Source organism: Lysobacter sp. Root916 (assembly GCF_001429785.1).
Classification (GTDB): domain Bacteria; phylum Pseudomonadota; class Gammaproteobacteria; order Xanthomonadales; family Xanthomonadaceae; genus Lysobacter.
Genome location: NZ_LMJF01000014.1, coordinates 51,542 through 68,099, shown reverse-complemented (window position 1 = coordinate 68,099; position 16,558 = coordinate 51,542). Strand labels below are relative to the sequence as shown.

The 16,558-nt window shown below is 72.4% G+C and carries 17 protein-coding genes; 12 read left to right on the top strand and 5 right to left on the bottom strand.

Features of this window, described 5'->3' with window-relative positions; genetic code table 11:
* The first annotated feature begins 93 nt into the window (after positions 1-93).
* The 10 genes from ASE35_RS15115 (at position 94) to ASE35_RS15070 (ending at position 8,113) form a co-directional block, all read left to right on the top strand.
* A complete protein-coding gene (locus ASE35_RS15115; protein ID WP_056177784.1) occupies positions 94-363 on the top strand; it encodes a phosphopantetheine-binding protein in 270 nt (89 codons plus the stop codon).
* A 46-nt stretch (positions 364-409) separates the two neighbouring features.
* Positions 410-1,099 carry a hypothetical protein gene (locus ASE35_RS15110; protein WP_056177786.1) on the top strand — a complete coding sequence of 230 codons (690 nt, stop codon included), beginning with the start codon at positions 410-412 and terminating at the stop codon, positions 1,097-1,099.
* A 70-nt stretch (positions 1,100-1,169) separates the two neighbouring features.
* Positions 1,170-1,457, top strand: a complete 288-nt coding sequence (locus tag ASE35_RS15105) for a dehydratase (protein ID WP_057160111.1) — start codon at positions 1,170-1,172, stop codon at positions 1,455-1,457.
* Positions 1,454-2,485 carry an acyltransferase gene (locus tag ASE35_RS15100; RefSeq protein WP_057164370.1) on the top strand — a complete coding sequence of 344 codons (1,032 nt, stop codon included), beginning with the start codon at positions 1,454-1,456 and terminating at the stop codon, positions 2,483-2,485. The genes ASE35_RS15105 and ASE35_RS15100 overlap by 4 nt, the downstream gene beginning before the upstream one ends.
* Complete coding sequence (locus tag ASE35_RS15095; RefSeq protein WP_082607245.1) at positions 2,412-3,110, top strand: LolA-related protein; 699 nt, start codon at positions 2,412-2,414, stop codon at positions 3,108-3,110. Before ASE35_RS15100 ends, ASE35_RS15095 begins: the two co-directional genes overlap by 74 nt.
* Complete coding sequence (locus ASE35_RS15090; protein ID WP_057164369.1) at positions 3,107-5,452, top strand: MMPL family transporter; 2,346 nt, start codon at positions 3,107-3,109, stop codon at positions 5,450-5,452. The genes ASE35_RS15095 and ASE35_RS15090 overlap by 4 nt, the downstream gene beginning before the upstream one ends.
* Entirely contained in the window at positions 5,439-5,870 is a 432-nt protein-coding gene (locus tag ASE35_RS15085; protein ID WP_057164368.1) for a hypothetical protein, read from the top strand. Before ASE35_RS15090 ends, ASE35_RS15085 begins: the two co-directional genes overlap by 14 nt.
* Positions 5,871-5,946: 76 nt before the next feature.
* The gene (locus ASE35_RS15080) at positions 5,947-6,432 is read left to right on the top strand and encodes a hypothetical protein (protein WP_057164367.1); all 486 of its coding nucleotides are present in this window, start codon (positions 5,947-5,949) and stop codon (positions 6,430-6,432) included.
* 129 nt (positions 6,433-6,561) lie between these two features.
* The gene (gene fabG / locus ASE35_RS15075; protein WP_057160116.1) at positions 6,562-7,302 is read left to right on the top strand and encodes a 3-oxoacyl-ACP reductase FabG; all 741 of its coding nucleotides are present in this window, start codon (positions 6,562-6,564) and stop codon (positions 7,300-7,302) included.
* A gap of 328 nt (positions 7,303-7,630) precedes the next feature.
* Positions 7,631-8,113 carry a DUF4156 domain-containing protein gene (locus ASE35_RS15070; protein ID WP_235570082.1) on the top strand — a complete coding sequence of 161 codons (483 nt, stop codon included), beginning with the start codon at positions 7,631-7,633 and terminating at the stop codon, positions 8,111-8,113.
* A gap of 12 nt (positions 8,114-8,125) precedes the next feature.
* On the opposite strand, the gene ASE35_RS15065 is transcribed toward ASE35_RS15070, so the two are convergent.
* From ASE35_RS15065 to ASE35_RS15050, 4 genes are read right to left on the bottom strand one after another with little or no spacing between them, the layout of a single operon-like run.
* Complete coding sequence (locus ASE35_RS15065) at positions 8,126-9,376, bottom strand: cation:proton antiporter (protein WP_057164366.1); 1,251 nt, start codon at positions 9,374-9,376, stop codon at positions 8,126-8,128.
* Positions 9,377-9,412: 36 nt separating this feature from the next.
* Positions 9,413-10,240, bottom strand: a complete 828-nt coding sequence (locus ASE35_RS15060) for a glycosyltransferase family 2 protein (protein ID WP_056177803.1) — start codon at positions 10,238-10,240, stop codon at positions 9,413-9,415.
* Complete coding sequence (locus ASE35_RS15055; RefSeq protein ID WP_057164365.1) at positions 10,233-11,012, bottom strand: beta-ketoacyl synthase chain length factor; 780 nt, start codon at positions 11,010-11,012, stop codon at positions 10,233-10,235. The genes ASE35_RS15060 and ASE35_RS15055 overlap by 8 nt, the downstream gene beginning before the upstream one ends.
* Positions 11,009-12,190 carry a beta-ketoacyl-[acyl-carrier-protein] synthase family protein gene (locus tag ASE35_RS15050; RefSeq protein ID WP_057164364.1) on the bottom strand — a complete coding sequence of 394 codons (1,182 nt, stop codon included), beginning with the start codon at positions 12,188-12,190 and terminating at the stop codon, positions 11,009-11,011. Before ASE35_RS15050 ends, ASE35_RS15055 begins: the two co-directional genes overlap by 4 nt.
* Before the next feature lie 200 nt (positions 12,191-12,390).
* On the opposite strand from ASE35_RS15050, the gene ASE35_RS15045 reads away from it, so the two are divergent.
* Positions 12,391-13,074, top strand: coding sequence for a YdcF family protein (locus tag ASE35_RS15045; protein ID WP_056177808.1), 684 nt, complete (start codon positions 12,391-12,393; stop codon positions 13,072-13,074).
* A 188-nt stretch (positions 13,075-13,262) separates the two neighbouring features.
* Here the strand turns inward: ASE35_RS15045 and ASE35_RS15040 are convergent, their stop codons facing one another.
* Positions 13,263-14,006: an XRE family transcriptional regulator gene (locus ASE35_RS15040; RefSeq protein WP_235570081.1), complete on the bottom strand. Its 744-nt coding sequence runs from the start codon at positions 14,004-14,006 to the stop codon at positions 13,263-13,265.
* 172 nt (positions 14,007-14,178) lie between these two features.
* On the opposite strand from ASE35_RS15040, the gene ASE35_RS15035 reads away from it, so the two are divergent.
* The gene (locus tag ASE35_RS15035; RefSeq protein ID WP_157489503.1) at positions 14,179-16,485 is read left to right on the top strand and encodes a serine hydrolase domain-containing protein; all 2,307 of its coding nucleotides are present in this window, start codon (positions 14,179-14,181) and stop codon (positions 16,483-16,485) included.
* The last annotated feature ends 73 nt before the right edge of the window (positions 16,486-16,558 follow it).

The following is a 16,558-nucleotide window of genomic DNA, read 5'->3' as shown; positions in this document are numbered from 1 at the left end:
CTGTCCGGGTCGGACCGGACCTGGGGACGGTTGCGCGCGGCCGCCCGATGCCGGATCGTGGCGCACCTTGCCGCCCGCCGTTGGATCGACCCGATGTCCGAACAGAACCCCGCCGAACGCGAACTCGCGCAGCTCCTGGTCGAAAGCCTGAACCTGGAGGATGTCGATCCGGCCCAAATCGACCCCGAGGCGGCGCTGTTCGGCGACGGACTGGGCCTGGACTCGATCGATGCCCTGGAGCTGGCCCTGGCGGTGTCCAAGCAGTACGGCTTCCAGCTGCGCTCGGACAGCGAGGAAAACCGCCGCATCTTCGGTTCGCTGCGCGCGCTGTCGGCCCACATCGAACAAAGCCGGGCCGCCTGAGCGCGCCCGCGCCCGGCCGCCGCTCGCGCGCACGGACCGTCCAGCCATGACCGGCGCCGTGCTGCGGCTGCTGCTGGCGATCGCCTACCCCCTGCTGGCGCACTGGGCCAGCCACGACGGCGGCGGCTGGCCGGCGGCGATCGCCCTGATCGACCTGGCCCTGATCGTGCAGATCGAGGCCCTGCTGCACCTGCGCGTGGGCGCCTGGCTGCTGTTCGCGGCGATCGTGGCCGGCTTGGCCGCGATCGCCCACACGATCTATCCGCAGCTGTTGCTGCTGACCCCGCCGGTGCTGTTCACCGGCGCCCTGTCGTGGTGGTTCGCGCGCAGCCTGCGCGCGCCGCGCGAGGGCCTGATCACCCGCATCGTCGCCGCCCTGGACGCCTGCACGCCCAGCCAGTTGCGGGCCGATGTCTACCGCTACTCGCGCCAGCTCACCGCGATCTGGGCCTGGCTGCTGGGCGGGCTGGCGCTGGCCAACGCCGCGCTGGCGATGATCGCCGTGCCCGGCGGCGTGCTCGCGCGGCTGGGCCAGACCCCGCCGATCGCGATCAGCCAGGACCAGTGGTCGCTGTTCGCCAACCTGCTCAACTACGGCATCGTCGGCGGCTTCTTCATCGGCGAGTACCAGTTCCGCAAGCGCGTGTTCCAGGACCGGCCCTACCGCAATTTCTGGGATTTCCTGCGCCGCATGGGCGGGTTGGGCCCGGCGTTCTGGCGCAGCCTGTTCGACTGACGCCAGGATCGGCATGGCGTCACCGGCCGTGGCTTATCCTGTCGCCGGACCACCGCCGAACGCCTCCCGCATGGAATTCCGCATCGCCGCCGACCACCCCAGCCTGCCCGGGCATTTCCCCGGCCGGCCGGTCGTGCCGGGCGTGGTCGTGCTGGACCGGGTGCTGGACGCGATCGAAGCCGGGCACGGTCCGCTGAACGGGCTGCGCCTGCCGCAGGTGAAGTTCGCCCAGCCGCTGCTGCCCGAGCAGACCGCGCGCATCGAGCTGGACGGCGCCGCGCCGCGCTGGCGTTTCCGGGTGCTGCGCGGCGACACCCTGCTGGCCAGCGGCGAAGTGGTCGCGGACGCGCCGGCATGAGCGGCGAGCACTGGAAGCAGCGCCCCGAGGGCGGCAGCCCCTTCGCCCTGCGCGTGTTGCGCGCGATCGCCCGCCACGGCGGACGCGGCCTGGCGCGGCTGTGCCTGTACCCCATCGCCGCTTACTTCGTGCTGGTGCGTGGCCCCGAGCGGCGCGCCTCGCGCGCTTATCTGGCGCGCGCGCTGAATCGCGCGCCGGGCCTGTGGGACGTGGCCCGCCACATCCACACCTTCGCTGCGACCATCCTCGACCGCTTGTTCATGCTCGGCGGGCAGATGCATTACTTCGACGTGCGAGTGAGCGGGCTGGAGGAGCTGCGCGCCCAGCACGCGCGCGGCGGCGCGCTGATCTTCGGTTCCCATCTGGGCAGCTTCGAGGCCCTGCGCGTGCTCGCGCGCAGCGCGCCGGAGGTGCAGGTGCGGGTGGTGTTCGACAAGTCGCACAACCCGGCCATGACCCAGTTGCTGGATTCGCTGGACCCGCGCATCGCCGCCGGCGTGATCGACGCCGGCCAGGACGGCCCGGCGATCGTGCTGGCGGTGAAGCAGGCCCTGGACGAAGGCGCGCTGGTGGCCTTGCTGGTCGATCGCGCGCGCCCCGGCGAGCCCTGGCTGCGCACGCCGTTCCTGGGCGCGCCGGCGCCGTTTCCGCTGGCGCCCTGGCTGGTCGCTGCGACCCTGAGGGCGCCGGTGCTGCTGGCGTTCGGCGTGTACCGCGGCGGCGCCCGCTACGATCTGGTGTTCGAGCCGTTCAGCGACGGATCGGCGATCGCGCGCCAGGATCGGGCGCGGGTGCTGGCGACGATGGTCGAACGCTATGCCGCGCGCCTGCAGCACCACGCCTGCGACGCCCCCTACAACTGGTTCAACTTCTACGACTTCTGGCATGCCGATGACGCGGTTCAAGACAGCACAGCGCAAGACAGCGGCGCCCACGAAGGCAGCGCACCCGACGATCCGGCCGCGCCGCTGGGCCTGGGCGCTGGCGCTGGCTTGCGCCGCCGGCTCGCTGAGCGCCGCTCCGCCTGAGCCGGTCGCGGGCAGCGCGCCCGGCGCGGCGGTGGACCCGGACTGGATCCTGGCGCGCCTGGCCCAGCCGGCGTCGATGCGCACCGCCTTCGTCGAGATCCGCGGCTCGGCCCTGCTAAAGGCGCCGCTGCGCCTGAGCGGCGAGTACCAGCGCCTGGAAGACGACACCCTGGTGCGCGAGGTGCGCGCGCCCTATGCCGAGACCACCACCATCCGCGCCGGCGAAGTGAAGATCCAGCGCGCCGGCAAGGCCGCGCGCACGTTCTCGCTGGCGCGCGCGCCGGAACTGGCCGGCCTGCAGGCCAGCTTCGGCGCCCTGCTGGCCGGCGACCGCAAACGCCTGGAGCAGCAGTACCTGGTCGCCGCCGAAGGCACGCGCCAGCAGTGGACCATGACGCTCACGCCGCGCAGCAGCGCGGTCGCGGCCAAGCTGCAGGGCATCACCCTGCGCGGGCGCGGCGCCGAGCTGCGTTGCATCGAAGCGCGCCCCGCGCGTTCGGACGCCAGCGGCGGCATCGAACTGCAGCGCACCTTGCTGGCCGGCGCGGCGCGCGAAGCGGCCAACGTCACCGACGCCAGTCAATTCGCGGCGCTGTGCCGCGGCCACGGCGCCGCCCAGCGATGACGCCGACGCGTCGTCTCGCCCTCGCGCTGCTGTGGCTGGCCGCGCTGGCGCTCGCGGGCTGGGCGATCAGCGGGCACCTGGAGCTCAGCGGCGATCTGCGCCGCTTCATGCCCAGCGCGCGCACGCCCGCGCAGAAGCTGTTGATCGACGAACTCGGCGAAGGCCCGGGCTCGCGTCTGCTGTTGGTGGCGCTGTCGGGCGACACGCCGCAAACGCTGGCGACGCAGTCGCAGGCGATGCGCGCGGCACTCGCGACCAAACCGGAATTCAAGCTGGTCGCCAACGGCGCCGACCTCGGCCTGGACGCGATCCCCGAACGCCTGCGCCCGTACCGCTATCTGTTGTCGCCGACCTTGGACAGCCAGGCCTTCGACGCCGCCTATCTGGGCGAAGAGCTGCAGGCGCGCGTGCAGGATCTGGGCTCGCCGGCCTCGGCGATGCTGGAGCCGCTGCTGCCGAACGATCCCACCCTGGAAACCCTGAAGCTGGCCGAGGCCTGGCAGCCGGCGAACGCGCCGCAGCGCTTGCATGGGGTCTGGTTCGACCGTGCCGGGCGCGAAGCGCTGCTGGCGCTGGAAACGCGCGCGGCGGGCTTCGATCCCACCGGCCAGCAGGCCGCGGTGGACGCGATCCGCGCCGCGTTCGCGCAGGCCCGCGGCGCGTCCAAGGCGCAGCTCACCCTGAGCGGGCCGGGCGCGTTCTCGGTCGAGATCGGCGGCCGCACCGCGCGCGAGGCCAGCCTGATCGGCACCATCGACAGCCTGGTGTTCGTGCTGCTGCTGTGGCTGGCCTATCGCAGCTGGAAAGCGCCGCTGCTGGGCGGCCTGCCGCTGGCCAGCGCCGGTCTGGCCGGCCTGGGCGCGGTCGCGCTGATGTTCGATGGCGTGCACGGCATAACCGTCGCGTTCGGTTTCACCTTGATCGGCGTCGCCCAGGACTATCCGATCCATCTGTTCAGCCATCAGCGGCCGGGCCTGTCGCCCTGGGCCAGCGCGCGCGCGCTGTGGCCGACCCTGGGCACCGGCGTGGCCTCGACCTGCATCGCCTATCTGACCTTCCTGGTCTCGGGCGTGGACGGGCTCAAGCAGTTGGCGGTGTTCACCATCGTCGGCCTGGGCACGGCCGCGCTGACCACGCGCTTCCTGCTGCCGGCGCTGATCGATCCCTCGCCGCGCGACGCCGCCGATTCGGCCTGGCTGGCGCGCGCCTGGGCGGCGCTGGCGCGGCTGCCGCGTCTGCGCGTGCCGGCGATGCTGGCGCTGGCCGCGCTCGCGCTGGGCGTGGCCTGGCTGGCGCCGGGCGCGTTCTGGCAGAACGATCTGGCCAAGCTCACCCCGGTGCCGGCCGACGCGCTCGCGCGCGACGCGCAACTGCGCGGCGAGCTGGGCGCGCCCGACGTGCGTTACGTGATCGCGCTGGAGGCCGGCGACGCCGAAGCCGCGCTGCGCGCGTCCGAACGCCTGCTGCCGGCGCTGCAAACCTTGCGCGCGCAGGGCGCGGTCGCCGGCTACGACCTGGCCGCGCGCTATCTGCCCAGCGCGGCCACCCAGCGCGCGCGCCAGATCAAACTGCCGGGCGCGGCAACGCTGGATGCGGCGCTAGCCTCGGCGGTCGTCGACAGCCCGTTCCGCGCCGATGCCTTCGCCGGTTTCGCCGCCGACGTCGCCGCCGCGCGTAGCGCGCCGCCGCTGATCGCGGCCGACCTGGACGGCATGCCGCTGGCGGCCAGCGTCGCCGGCCTGCTGCTGCAGCGGCCCGGCCACGCCACCGCGCTGGTCTCGCTGAACGGATTGAAAGACCCGGCCGCGGTCGCGCGCGTGGCCAGCGCGCACGGCGCCCAGCTGCTAGATCTCAAGCAGGCCTCCGAGTCGCTGGTCGCCGCCTACCGCGGGCGCGTGCTGTTGGCCCTGGGCCTGGCGGCGGTGCTGCTGACGCTCACGGTATGGATCGCGCTGCGCTCGCCGCGGAGGGTGCTGCGGGTGCTGGCGCCGATGGCGCTGACCACGCTGTTGATTCTGGCGGTGCTGCGCGGGCTGGGCATCGAGCTCAATCTGTTCCATCTGGTCGCGCTGATCCTGGCCGCCGGCCTGGGCCTGGATTACGCGCTGTTCTTCGACCACGCCGGCGACGACTACGCCGAACAGCTGCGCACCCTGCACGCGGTGATCGTCTGCAGCCTGACCACCTTGCTGGTGTTCGCGCTGTTGGCGTCCTCGTCGATTCCGGTGCTGCGCGCGATCGGCGCCACGGTCGCGCTGGGCGTGGCCTTCAACTTCGTGCTCGCGCTGTTGATCGTGCGCGAGCCGGCGAGCATGCGGGAGCGCGCCGATGCGCAGCCGTGAGGACATCGCCGCGCTGATCCCGCACCAGGGCACGATGTGCCTGTGGGAGGAGGTGCTGGACTGGGACGCCGACGCCATTCGTTTGCGCAGCCACGGGCATCGCGATCCCGCGCATCCGCTGCGCAGCCACGGCCGTCTGCGCGCGCTGCACCTGTGCGAGTACGGCGCGCAGGCGATGGCGGTGCATGGCGGCCTGCTCGCGCGCGCGTCCGGCGGCGCGGCACGCCCCGGCTTTCTGGTGGCCTTGCGCGGCGTCGAACTGCGCGTGGCGCGCATCGACGATCTGCCCGGCGCGATCGAGGCGCAGGCGCGCAAGCTGGTCGACGGCGGCGACAGCTGGCAATACGAGTTCGACCTGCATCACGACGGCGTCGTGCTCGCCCGCGGCCGCGCCGCGGTGATGCTGCGCCCGGACTGAGCGTTCACAGCGCCGGCGGCGGCGCGTTCCAGGTAGATGTCGCGCGGGTTCGCGCCGCCGCTACCGGAGAACCGCCATGAGCCTCGAGTTCGAATTGCTGAGCGTGGAGCCGTACCAGGCCGACGGCCAGTTCGGCCATCGCTTCACCTTGCGCATCGCCCTGCAGGAGCGCGACAACGCGCGCCTGAACTGGATCGAGCGCACCGACCGCCCCTACGTCGAGGGCATGGCGCCGGATACCTGGACCGACCTGTTCCAACTGGTGCACGGCCAGTCGATGGTGTTCAACGGCTGGAACCAGAGTCAGGACGACAGCGGCGCGGTCACGGTGAGTTTCGTGGATCCGCCCTCGATGCGGATGGAGCCTTACGCGCAGCGCACGCTGCAGTTCTGGATCGTGGTGCTGGACGGCAACGGCGAGGACTGGGCGGTGTGGGAAGGCAGCCAGCAGTTGGCTTGCAGCGATACCGGCGCGATCGTCACCCAGACCCTGGCGCAGACCGCCAACAGCAACGGCGACGACGGCGATCCGCCGTATCCGGAAGGTTTCGCGCCGTACTGAGCCGGCGCACACCCGGCCGCCGCGCCCGGTCGCGACGCTAGCGCGCACGCCACCGTGTCCGCGCAGGGCGCTTTCGCCGCAGCCGCGCTGCGGGGACAATCGCGGTTTCCGCCGCCGCGAGCCCTGCGCATGAGCCAGTCGTCCTCCACCGCCCGCCGCGCCCTGGTCACCGGCGGCAGCGGCGATCTCGGCGCGGCGATCTGCGCGCGCCTGGGCGCCGATGGCCTGCACGTGATCGTGCACGCCAACGCCAATCCCGAACGCGCCCAGGCCACGGTGGCGGCGATCCGCGAAGCCGGAGGCAGCGCCCAGGCGGTGGCCTTCGACGTCGCCGACGGCGAGGCCGCGCGCGCGGCGATCGAGGGGCTGTTGGCCGACGGCCCGATCCAGGTCGTGGTCAACAACGCCGGCGTGCACGACGATGCGCCGATGGCCGGCATGAGCGATGCGCAGTGGAAGCGCGTGATCGACATTTCGCTGCACGGCTTCTTCCACGTGACCCAGCCGCTGCTGCTGCCGATGGCGCGCACGCGCTGGGGCCGGATCGTGAGCGTGTCGTCGGTGGCGGCGGTGCTGGGCAACCGCGGCCAGACCAACTACGCCGCGGCCAAGGCCGGCCTGCACGGTGCCTCGATGTCGCTGGCGCGCGAAATGGCCTCGCGCGGGATCACCGTCAACGTGGTCGCGCCGGGCGTGATCGAAGGCCGCATGGCCGCCGACGCGTTTCCGCCCGAGACCCTGCGCCAGCTGGTGCCGGCTGGCCGCGCCGGCCGCCCGGACGAGGTCGCGGCCCTGGTCGGCTTTCTGTGCTCGGACGCGGCCGGCTACATCAACGGCCAGGTGATCGGGATCAACGGCGGCATGGGTTAGGGGCCGGGAATCGGGAATCGGGATTCGGGATTCGGGAATCGGGAATCGGGATTCGGGAATCGGGATTCGGGATTCGGGATTGGGGATACTGGAAGGGCTACGGCCACCAGCATGGTTTCGATCCGTCATCCCCGCGAAGGCGGGGATCCAGTGACTTGGTTCTCCTCCGCTCGCGACGACAGCCGATCGAAGCCGTGCACTCCCGTCGTCGTCGCACCCGCCCCATCACCCCACCCGTCGGCCCGCGACGCCCGTTCGGCGCGCCGTCACCCCACCTCCCGGGGTCGGGGGTAGCATGGACGCAACTGTCCACCCGCGGAGTCGCGCCATGCGCCGTCGTCTCGCTATCGCCCTGCTGATTCCGATGCTGGCCGCCTGCGCCAGTTCGCACGTCCTGGTCGGCTCGCCGCGGCCGCCGATCGATCCGGCCCAGGTGCGCGTGTACTTCGCGCCGCCGCCGGGCGGTTACGAGCAGATCGCCACGCTGCAGAGCAACAGCGGTGCGTTCACCTACGGCGAACAGAACAAGATGAACTCGGTGATCGGCAAGCTGCGCACCGAGGCCGCCAAGCTCGGCGCCAACGGCGTGCTGTTCCAGGGCACCGAGGACGGCTACGGCGGCGGCGGGGTCAGCGTCGGCGCCGGCGGCGGCCGTTACGGCGGCCGCAGTTTCAGTTCCGGCGGCGTCGGCATCGACATCACGCCGCGCCAGAAGTACGGCCACGGCGTGGCGATTTGGGTCGCCAATCCGCCGCCGCTCGGCGATCCCGGCCCGAGCGCGCCGCCGCCGCCGGTGCCGCCGCGCAACTGAGTCGCGCGCGTCCTAGCGCCGCGTGCCTTGCGCGCGTGGCGCGTCGGGCCGCGCCGCGCTGCCGGCGAACAGGCTCAGCAGCGGCGAGGTCATCACCGTGGTCGCGATCGCCATCGCCAGCAGCATGGTGAACAGCTCCGGCCCGATCAGGCCTGCGTCCAGGCCGACCTTCATCACGATCAGCTCCATCAGCCCGCGCGCGTTCATCAGCGCGCCCGTGGCCAGGCTGTCGCGCCAGCCGTAGCCGGCGATGCGCGCGCCCAGCGCGCCGCCGGCGATCTTGCCGGTCACCGCCACCACCAGGATCAGCGCCAACGCGCCCAGGCCGGCGCCGACGAAGGCCTCGGCGCGGGTGTTGAGGCCGGCCAGGGCGAAGAAGATCGGCATCAGGATCACCACCGCCGCGTATTCCAAGCGCTCGGTCAGGGTGCGCAGCAGGCGGTCGTCGCGCGGCAGGCAGGCGCCGAACACGAAGGCGCCGAACACCGCGTGCAGGCCCAGCCATTCGGTCAGCGCGGCGCAGGCGAGCAAGCCGATCACCAGCGCGGCCAGCATCGCCACCGAGGGATGGCCGTCGGGCGCGTAGCGGCGCAGCAGGGCCGCGTAAGCGGGCTTGAGCACGCCGAAGGCCAGGGCCAGCAGCGCCAGCAGGCCGATGCAGATCTTGGCGAAGCCCCAGGCGCCTTCGCCGCTGCCGACCAGGGCCACCACCAGCGCCAGCACGATCCAGGCGAACACGTCGGCGATCGCGGCCGAGCCCAGCGCCAGCCGGCCCAGGCGGGTCTGGCTGAGGCCGCGGTCCTTGAGGATGCGCGCCATCACCGGGAAGGCGGTGATCGACATCGCCGCGGCCATGAACAGCGCGAACGGCCAGAAGCCGACGCCGGCCGGCGCCAGCGGATGCAGCCAGGGCGACACCGCGATGCCCAGGACCACCGGCAGCAGCACGCCGAACAAACCGACCGCGCCGGCCTCGCGCAATTGCGCGCGCACGCCGTCGGGCGCGCGCAGCTCGGCGCCGACGATGAACATGAACAACACCAGGCCCAAGGTCGACAGCGAGCCCAGCGCCGGCAGCGAGGCCGGCGCGAACAAGGCCGCGTGCGCTTCCGGCAGCACCGCGCCGAACACCACCGGGCCGAGCACGAAACCGGCGGCCATCTCGCCGACCACCGCGGGCTGGCCGAAGCGCTTCAGCACCGCGCCGCAGGCGCGCGCCACCACCAGGATCACCAGCAGTTGCAGCAGCAGGGTATGGGTCATCGGCGCGGCTTCCGGTGTCGTGCGTGGCTCGCGCGTTCAGCGCGGTTCGGCGGGCAGGTCGCGCTCGCGGCCGCCGGCGAATTCGCCGCTGGGGTCGTCGATCACCGGCGCGGCCGCGCGCGTGCGCCGGTACTCCTCCATCACGTCGCCATGGCCCCAGACCTGCGCCACCACGTGCGAGGTGATGCGGTACAGATCGCGCAGCGGGCGGAAGTGGCTCTTGCGGAACCGCACCTCGTCGTTGGCCTGCTGATAGCGCGATTCGATCGGCACCGAGACCACGCCGGTGCCGAGCCGGCGCGCGGCCGAGATCAGGATCTGCGCCTCGAACACGAAGTCCTCGCCGGGCACCTCGTCCAGCGCGCACACCGCCGCCGGGTAATAGCGTTGGCCGCTCTGGCTGTCGGCGATGCGGTAACCGCAGCCCCAGCCGATGCCCCAGTCGCCGAACTCGTTGGCCAGACGCCGGTACACCGGTGCCGACGCGCGCTTGCGCAAACGCGCGCCGATCACGATGCAGCCGGGGTGGCGCTGCGCGCTGGCCAGCAAGCGCGGCAGATCGGCGGGGTCGTGCTGGCCATCGCCGTCCAGGGTCAGCACGCCGGCGTAGCCGCGTCGCAGCGCCTCACGGAAGCCGTCGCGCAGGCTCGCGCCCTTGCCCATGCGCCGCGGGTGGCGCAGCACGGTCGCCGGCAGGTCGGCGATGCACTCGGCGGTGCCGTCGTCGGAACCGTCGTCGATCACGATCACGTTCGGGCAGTGCGCGAGCGCGCCGATCACGGTCTCGCGGATGCGCAAGGATTCGTTGAGCGCGGGGATCACCACCGCGACGTTGTCGCGTTCCGGGCGCCCGGGCTCAGTCATGCGCAAGCTCCAGTTCCAGCACGCGATCGGCGCCCGCGCTCAGGCGCACCTGCGCGCTGGCGTCGGCCAGCGCATCGAACAAAGGCAGCATCGCCGCCATCGCATTGCCCTGCGAGCGCTGCGTGAGGGCGCCGCCGGCGTCGGCCGCGCCGTCGCGCAGCCGCGCGCGCACGCCCACCGCGCCCGCGCGCGGCGTGCGCGACAGCACCAGCGCGCCGCCGATCAGGCCGGTGCTGGGCGCGACCGTGGCCAGCGCGCCGCCGGCTTCGCCGTCGTAGCCGACCAGCAACACCGCCTCGGCGTTGTCGCCCAACTGCGCCAGCGCCTCGATCAGGCCTTGGGCGAAGCTGGCCTGTCCGGCGCCGATCGCGGTCGCTGCGCGCATGCAGCCGGCGCCGATGGTCCAGTAGCCGGCCGCGGCGTTGTGCACCGAGTTGTGGAAGCGCGTGGGCGAGATCGCGCGCGGATCCTCGGCCAGGGTCGCGCACATGTAGTCGGTGATCGCCAGGTCGCCGTGCGCGGACGCGAACACCGAGGCCAGCGTGGCCGGGTCGCGTCCCGCCGCCTGGCAGGCCGCAAGCGCCACTTCCAGCGCCACCGCCACGGTTTCCGGCGCGCGCCGGCGCTCGTTGGCCGGCAGCAACTGCGGCGAAGGCCGCACGGGCGCGTCGGCGACCGCCTCGGCGCCGCCGGCGTAGTCGCGCGCGGCGGTCCACGAGGGCAGGCCGCGGCTCCAATAGGCGATGCCTTCGATGTAGGCGATGGCGGTCATGCGCGTCCGAACACCAGCGAGCAGTTGTTGCCGCCGAAACCGAAGGAATTGTTCATCGCGTAACGGATCGGCTTGTGCGCATTGTCGAAACGGATCTGCGGACCGCACACCGGGTCGGGCGCGGTGCTGTTGAGAATGCCGGGCAGCTCGCCGCGCTCCAGCGCGAGCAGCGCGACCGTCGATTCGACGATGCCGGCCGCGCCCAGGGTGTGGCCGGTCCAGCCCTTGGTCGAGCTGGCGTGCAGGCCGTCGGGGAACATTGCGGCCACCGCGATCGCCTCGGCCTGATCGTTGGCCGGCGTGGCGGTGCCGTGCAGATTGAGATAGCCGACCTGGGCCGCGTCGATGCCCGCGCGCGCGAGCGCGTCGCGCATCGCCAGCTGCGCGCCCAGGCCTTGCGGGTGCGGCGCGGACATGTGGTGGGCGTCGCTGGATTCGCCATAGCCGCGCAGTTGCAGCGCGCCGGCATCATCGCCGTCGATACGTTCGATCAGGGCGTAACCGCCCGCCTCGCCCAGCGACAGGCCCACGCGCGCGGCATCGAACGGCTTGCAGGGTTCGCTGGCGACCAACTGCAGCGAGTTGAATCCGAACAGCACGCTGCCGCACAAGGTATCGACGCCGCCGACCAGGGCCGCGTCGGCGTAACCGGCGGCGATCAGGCGTGCGGCTTGGGCGAATACCTTGGCGCTGGACGAGCAGGCGGTGGCCACGGTCACGCAGGGGCCGCGCAGGCCGGTCGCGCGTTGCACGAAGCCGCCCAGGGAATGCGGCTGATGGATTTCGCCGCGCGCGAGGTCGGCCGGAAAGCGGCCGTCGGTCAGGCGCGTATAGGCTTCCTCGGTGGCGCCGATGCTGGCCGTGGAGGTGCCCAGCACCAGCGCCACGCGCTCGGCGCCGCGGCGCGCGACCAGCGCGGTCAGGGCCTCGGGCAGGCCGTCCTGGTTCAGCGCCAGCCAGGCCAGGCGGTTGTTGCGGCAGTCCCAGTCGGCCAGCTCGGCCGGCAGCGCCAGGCTTTCCAGGCCGTCGACGCGGCCGATCCAGCAGTCCAGCGGGTCGTGGCCGAAGTCGTTGCGGCGCAGCCCGCCGCGGCGTTCGCGCAGGGCCTGGGCCTGGGCCTCGCGGCCGCGGCCCAGGGCGGTGGTCGCGGTGTACGCGCGGATCGCCAGCGCGGGCATGGGCGGGGGCGGCAACGACTCAAGCGACACGCAGGACTCCGGGCGAGACGAGGCCGGAGTATAGCCAGCGCGGCGTGGAGCGATTAGGCCGCGGCGTTCAGCTTGCTGTCGCTTGCGCCAGGGCGGGCCCGCGGCATGCGGCGCGGCGCTGGCGCAGGCGTAGACTGCGCATCCCACCGCCATTCCGTCCACCTGCGCGCATGTCCAGCCGTACCGCCCACCGCCTTGCCTTGTTCGGCGATCGCGACGTGCTGCACGCCTGCGCGGTCGCCGCCACGGTATGCGCCCTGAGCGCGGGCCTGGTCTATGTCGGCTACTTCGTGCACGTGCTGCGGGTGGCGCGCAACGCGCCTTGCCAGCCCGAGCGCGGCGAATGCGTGCTGCTGTTCGGCAAGCACGCGCCGCGCGGGCGCATCGACCGCGATTTCGAAGCGCGCCTGGACCGCGCGGTGTCGCTGTGGCGCGCGCGTCCGCCGGCCAGCGTGGTGCTGTTGGGCGGCGGCGCGCCGGACGAGCCCAGCGAAGCCGAGGTCGCGCGCGGCGGCCTGTTCGCGCGCGGTTTGTCGCCGGATGCGCCCTTGCGCCTGGAAGCCGAATCGCGCGACACCCTGCAGAACCTGCGCAACGCCCGCCATCTGCTGGGCGATGGCATGCGCTCGCGCGTGACCTTGCTCAGCAGCCGCTATCACCTCGCGCGCTGCGCCCTGTTCGCCCGTCAGCTGGGTTTCGATTGGGAGCTGTGCGCGGCCGAACCGCGGCTGCAGCTGGGCCCGCGCATGCTGCTGCGCCTGGCCGGCGAAGCGGCCTACGTGTGCATGAGCGACATCGGCGCGCGCTGGGCGCGCCTGATCGGCCATCGCCGCATGCTGTCGCGGGTGAGCTGAACCCGGCCGCGTCGGCGTTTTTGCGGAGGCGGTCGCGCCCTGGCAGGTAGGGGGGCGCGGCGCGGATTTACGCTACGGCGGCTGTTTTCCGATCAAGAAAGCGTCCCGACGCAACGCCGGTGCGCGCGCGATCCGGCGCTGTTTTCCAGCGCGAATCGGCTTGTGGCGGCGTGCGCGAGCGCGCCGGTTCAGCCGGCGGCGCGGCGCCGGGGCGGGGCGGGGCGGCTTGCGGCGGGAGCGGTCGCGCCGCGCGCGGAGCTCGCGCCGGCCTGATAGCTCGCGCGCAGGCTTTCGGGCGGTTCGGATTCGGTGCACACCGACAGCACCCGGCAGGTCGCATCGCCGACCGCGATATAGGCGTGGCCCATGTTGCTGTCGAAATAAATCGAGTCGCCCACTTCCAGGCGCGCGGGCGCATACAGATCGGTGTGCAGCTCCAGCGAACCTTCCAGCACCAGCGCGAATTCCTCGCCCGGGTGGCGGATCAGTTCGCCGAACTCCTGCAGCGAACGCGCACGGATCTCGGCCACGATCGGGGTGAAGCGCTTCTGGCGCAGCTCCGAGGCCGGAAAACGCTGGCCGTAGTTGTCGGTGTCGATCGCATAACCTTCGTTGGCGCGGGTGATGCTGCGCCGTCCGGTCGGCACCTGCTGCGGCGCCGCGGCTTGCGATGACGAGCCGAACAGGTCGGCGATATCGATCTCCAGCCCGCGGCTGATGCGGGTCAGCTTGTCGTAGGTCAGCGACATGCGGTTGTTCTCGACCTTGGACAGGGTCGAGATCGGCAGTCCGGTGCGATCGCTGAGTTCCGACAAGGTCCAGCCGCGCTGGGTACGCAAGGCGCGCAGCGTGTCGCCCGGTTGCGAGGCGATGCCGGAGACGCTGCCTTTCGGGTCACGCTTGGGGCGCACTGCGCGTGTGTTCGAGGTCATGGTCGAACTTTAGGGCCTAGACGAGAGGCCTGCCAAGCGATCATGGAGCGGTCCTTTTTAGAAAACGTTTGTCCGTAATGGCAAAATCCTACCGCAATCGCGGTCGCGACGGGTCCTGGCGCTTAGGATGTGGCGCGCCGCCGATCGCGTCGGCCGCACAGGGGGAGTCGTGGTGTCCAAATCGCTGCAGTCGCTGATGGGCCGGGTCGGCCTGTGTTCGCTGGTGCTGGTGCTGGCGACCGCCGGGCTGCGGCCGCCGCCGGCGCTGGCGGCCCCGCCGGCCGCCGCCGCGCCCGCCGCGTCGCCGCAGACCGGCGTCGCGCCGCCGGCGGACGCGTCCGTGCCCGCCGAGCCGGTGCCGGCCGCGGCCGATCCCGCCGCGGTGGTGTTCGAGCAGGAGACCCCGCGTCCCGGCGTGGCGCCCAGCCGCAGCTCCAGTACCGACGTGATTCCGCTCGCGCCGCCCGCCGCGCCCGAGCCCGCCAGCGCCGATCCGGCCGGCGCCCAAGACGGCGCCGCGGCGCTCGCGGTCATGCCCGTCCAGGACGAGGCGCCGGCGATCGCCTTGCCCGAGTTCCTGCCGGATCCGGCCGCGTTCGCGCCCGGCGCCGCGATCGCGCTGCAAGCCGATGCCGCGCCGCAACTGGAGGCCGCCGACGCCCTGGCCTATTTCGACGGCGTGATCGGCAGCGCGCTCGCACGCAGCGACATCGCCGGCGTGACCCTGTCCGTGGTCAAGGACGGTCGCCTGCTGTTGAGCAAGGGCTATGGCTACGCCGATGTCGCGCGCCGCACCCCGGTCGATCCGGCGCGCACCCTGTTCCGCCCGGGCTCGGTGTCCAAACTGTTCACCTGGACCGCGGTGATGCAGCAGGTCGAGCGCGGCCGCATCGACCTGGACGCCGACCTCAACCGCTACCTGGATTTCAAGATTCCGCCCTATCGCGGCCGGCCGGCGACCATGCGCCAGCTGATGACGCACACCGCCGGTTTCGAGGAATCGCTGAAGCATCTGTTCGCGGCCGACGCCCGCGCCCTGCGCGGCAACGCGCGCTATCTCAAGTCGGTGCAACCCGAGCGCGTGTTCGCGCCCGGCGAAGTGCCGGCCTATTCCAACTACGGCGCCGCGCTGGCCGGTTATGTGGTCGAGCGCGTGACCCGTCAGCGCTACGAGGATTACATCGAGGCCGAAATACTGCGGCCGCTGGGCATGTACCGCGCCAGCTTCCGCCAGCCGCTGCCCAAGGCGCTGGCGGCGGACCTGGCCGGCGCCTACCGCGACGGACGCGGTGCGCCGCCGCACGCGTTCGAACTGGTCAATCCGGCGCCCGCCGGCGGCCTGTCGGCCTCGGCCGAGGACATGGCGCGCTTCATGCTGATGCAGCTGGGCGAAGGCCGATTGGGCGAGGCGGTGCTGCTGCAGCCCGACACCGCGCGTCGCATGCACGCGCCGGCGTATCGCGCGTTCCCGGCCTTGAACGCGATGGCGCTGGGCTATTTCCGCAACGATCACAACGGCGTGCTCACGATCGGCCACGACGGCGCCACCGAGGCTTTCCAAAGCAGCTTGCTGCTGTTCCCGCAGTCGCAGGTCGGCCTGTTCGTATCGGTGGACGGGCCCACCGCGAGCGCGGCGGCGCTGCGCCGCGAAGTGGTGCGCGGTTTCAAGCAGCGTTATTTCCCGCGCGCGGGCAAACCCGAGCCGACCCTGGCCAGCGCCGCGACCCACGGCCGCCAACTGGTCGGCCGTTACGAAAGCAGCCGCGCCTCGTTCGACAACGTCTTCGTGCTCGCGCGTTACCTGTCGCAGACCAAGATAGCGCTGCACCCCGACGGCAGCCTCACGGTCTCGTCGCTGCGCGGCGCGGACGACAAGCCGCGGCGTTGGCGCGAGGTGCGGCCCTACGTCTGGCGCGAGATCGACGGCGACGCGCTGTTGGCGGCGAAGCTGGATCGCGGCCGGGTGGTTGCGGTCGCCAGCGACGCGCATCCGCCGGCGGTGTGGCTGCAGCCGGTGCCGGCCTGGCGTTCGGCGGGCTGGTCGCTGCCCTTGTTATTGGCCGTGTTGGCGCTGCACGCGCTGATGCTGTCGCTGTGGCCGGTGGCGGCCCTGGTGCGGCGTCACTACGGCCGGCGCCTGGTCCTGGATCGCCGCGCAGGCCGTCTGCGCCTGGCGACGCGGCTGGGCCTGCTTTCGAACCTGGCCATGGCCGGTCTATGGCTATGGCTGCTGGCGCGCGCCGACGCCGACATCGCCCTGCTCGACGGCGGCCTGGACGGCTGGATCCGCCTCGCCCAGTGCCTGGCCCTGCTGTCGCTGCCGATCGCCGCGCTCGCGATCGCCAACGCGATCCAGGTCTGGCGCGCGCCGCGCGACCGCTGGCATCGCCTCGGCGCCAGCCTGATCGCGCTGGCCTGCACGCTCCTGGTCGGCCTCGTGTTCGCCTTGCATGTGCTGACGCCGACGCTGAATTACTGAGACGGCGCGCAAGCGCATGCAATCGTGCGCGCCACCCTGAAAAAAACAGGCCGCGGGAGACGGGCTCCCGCGG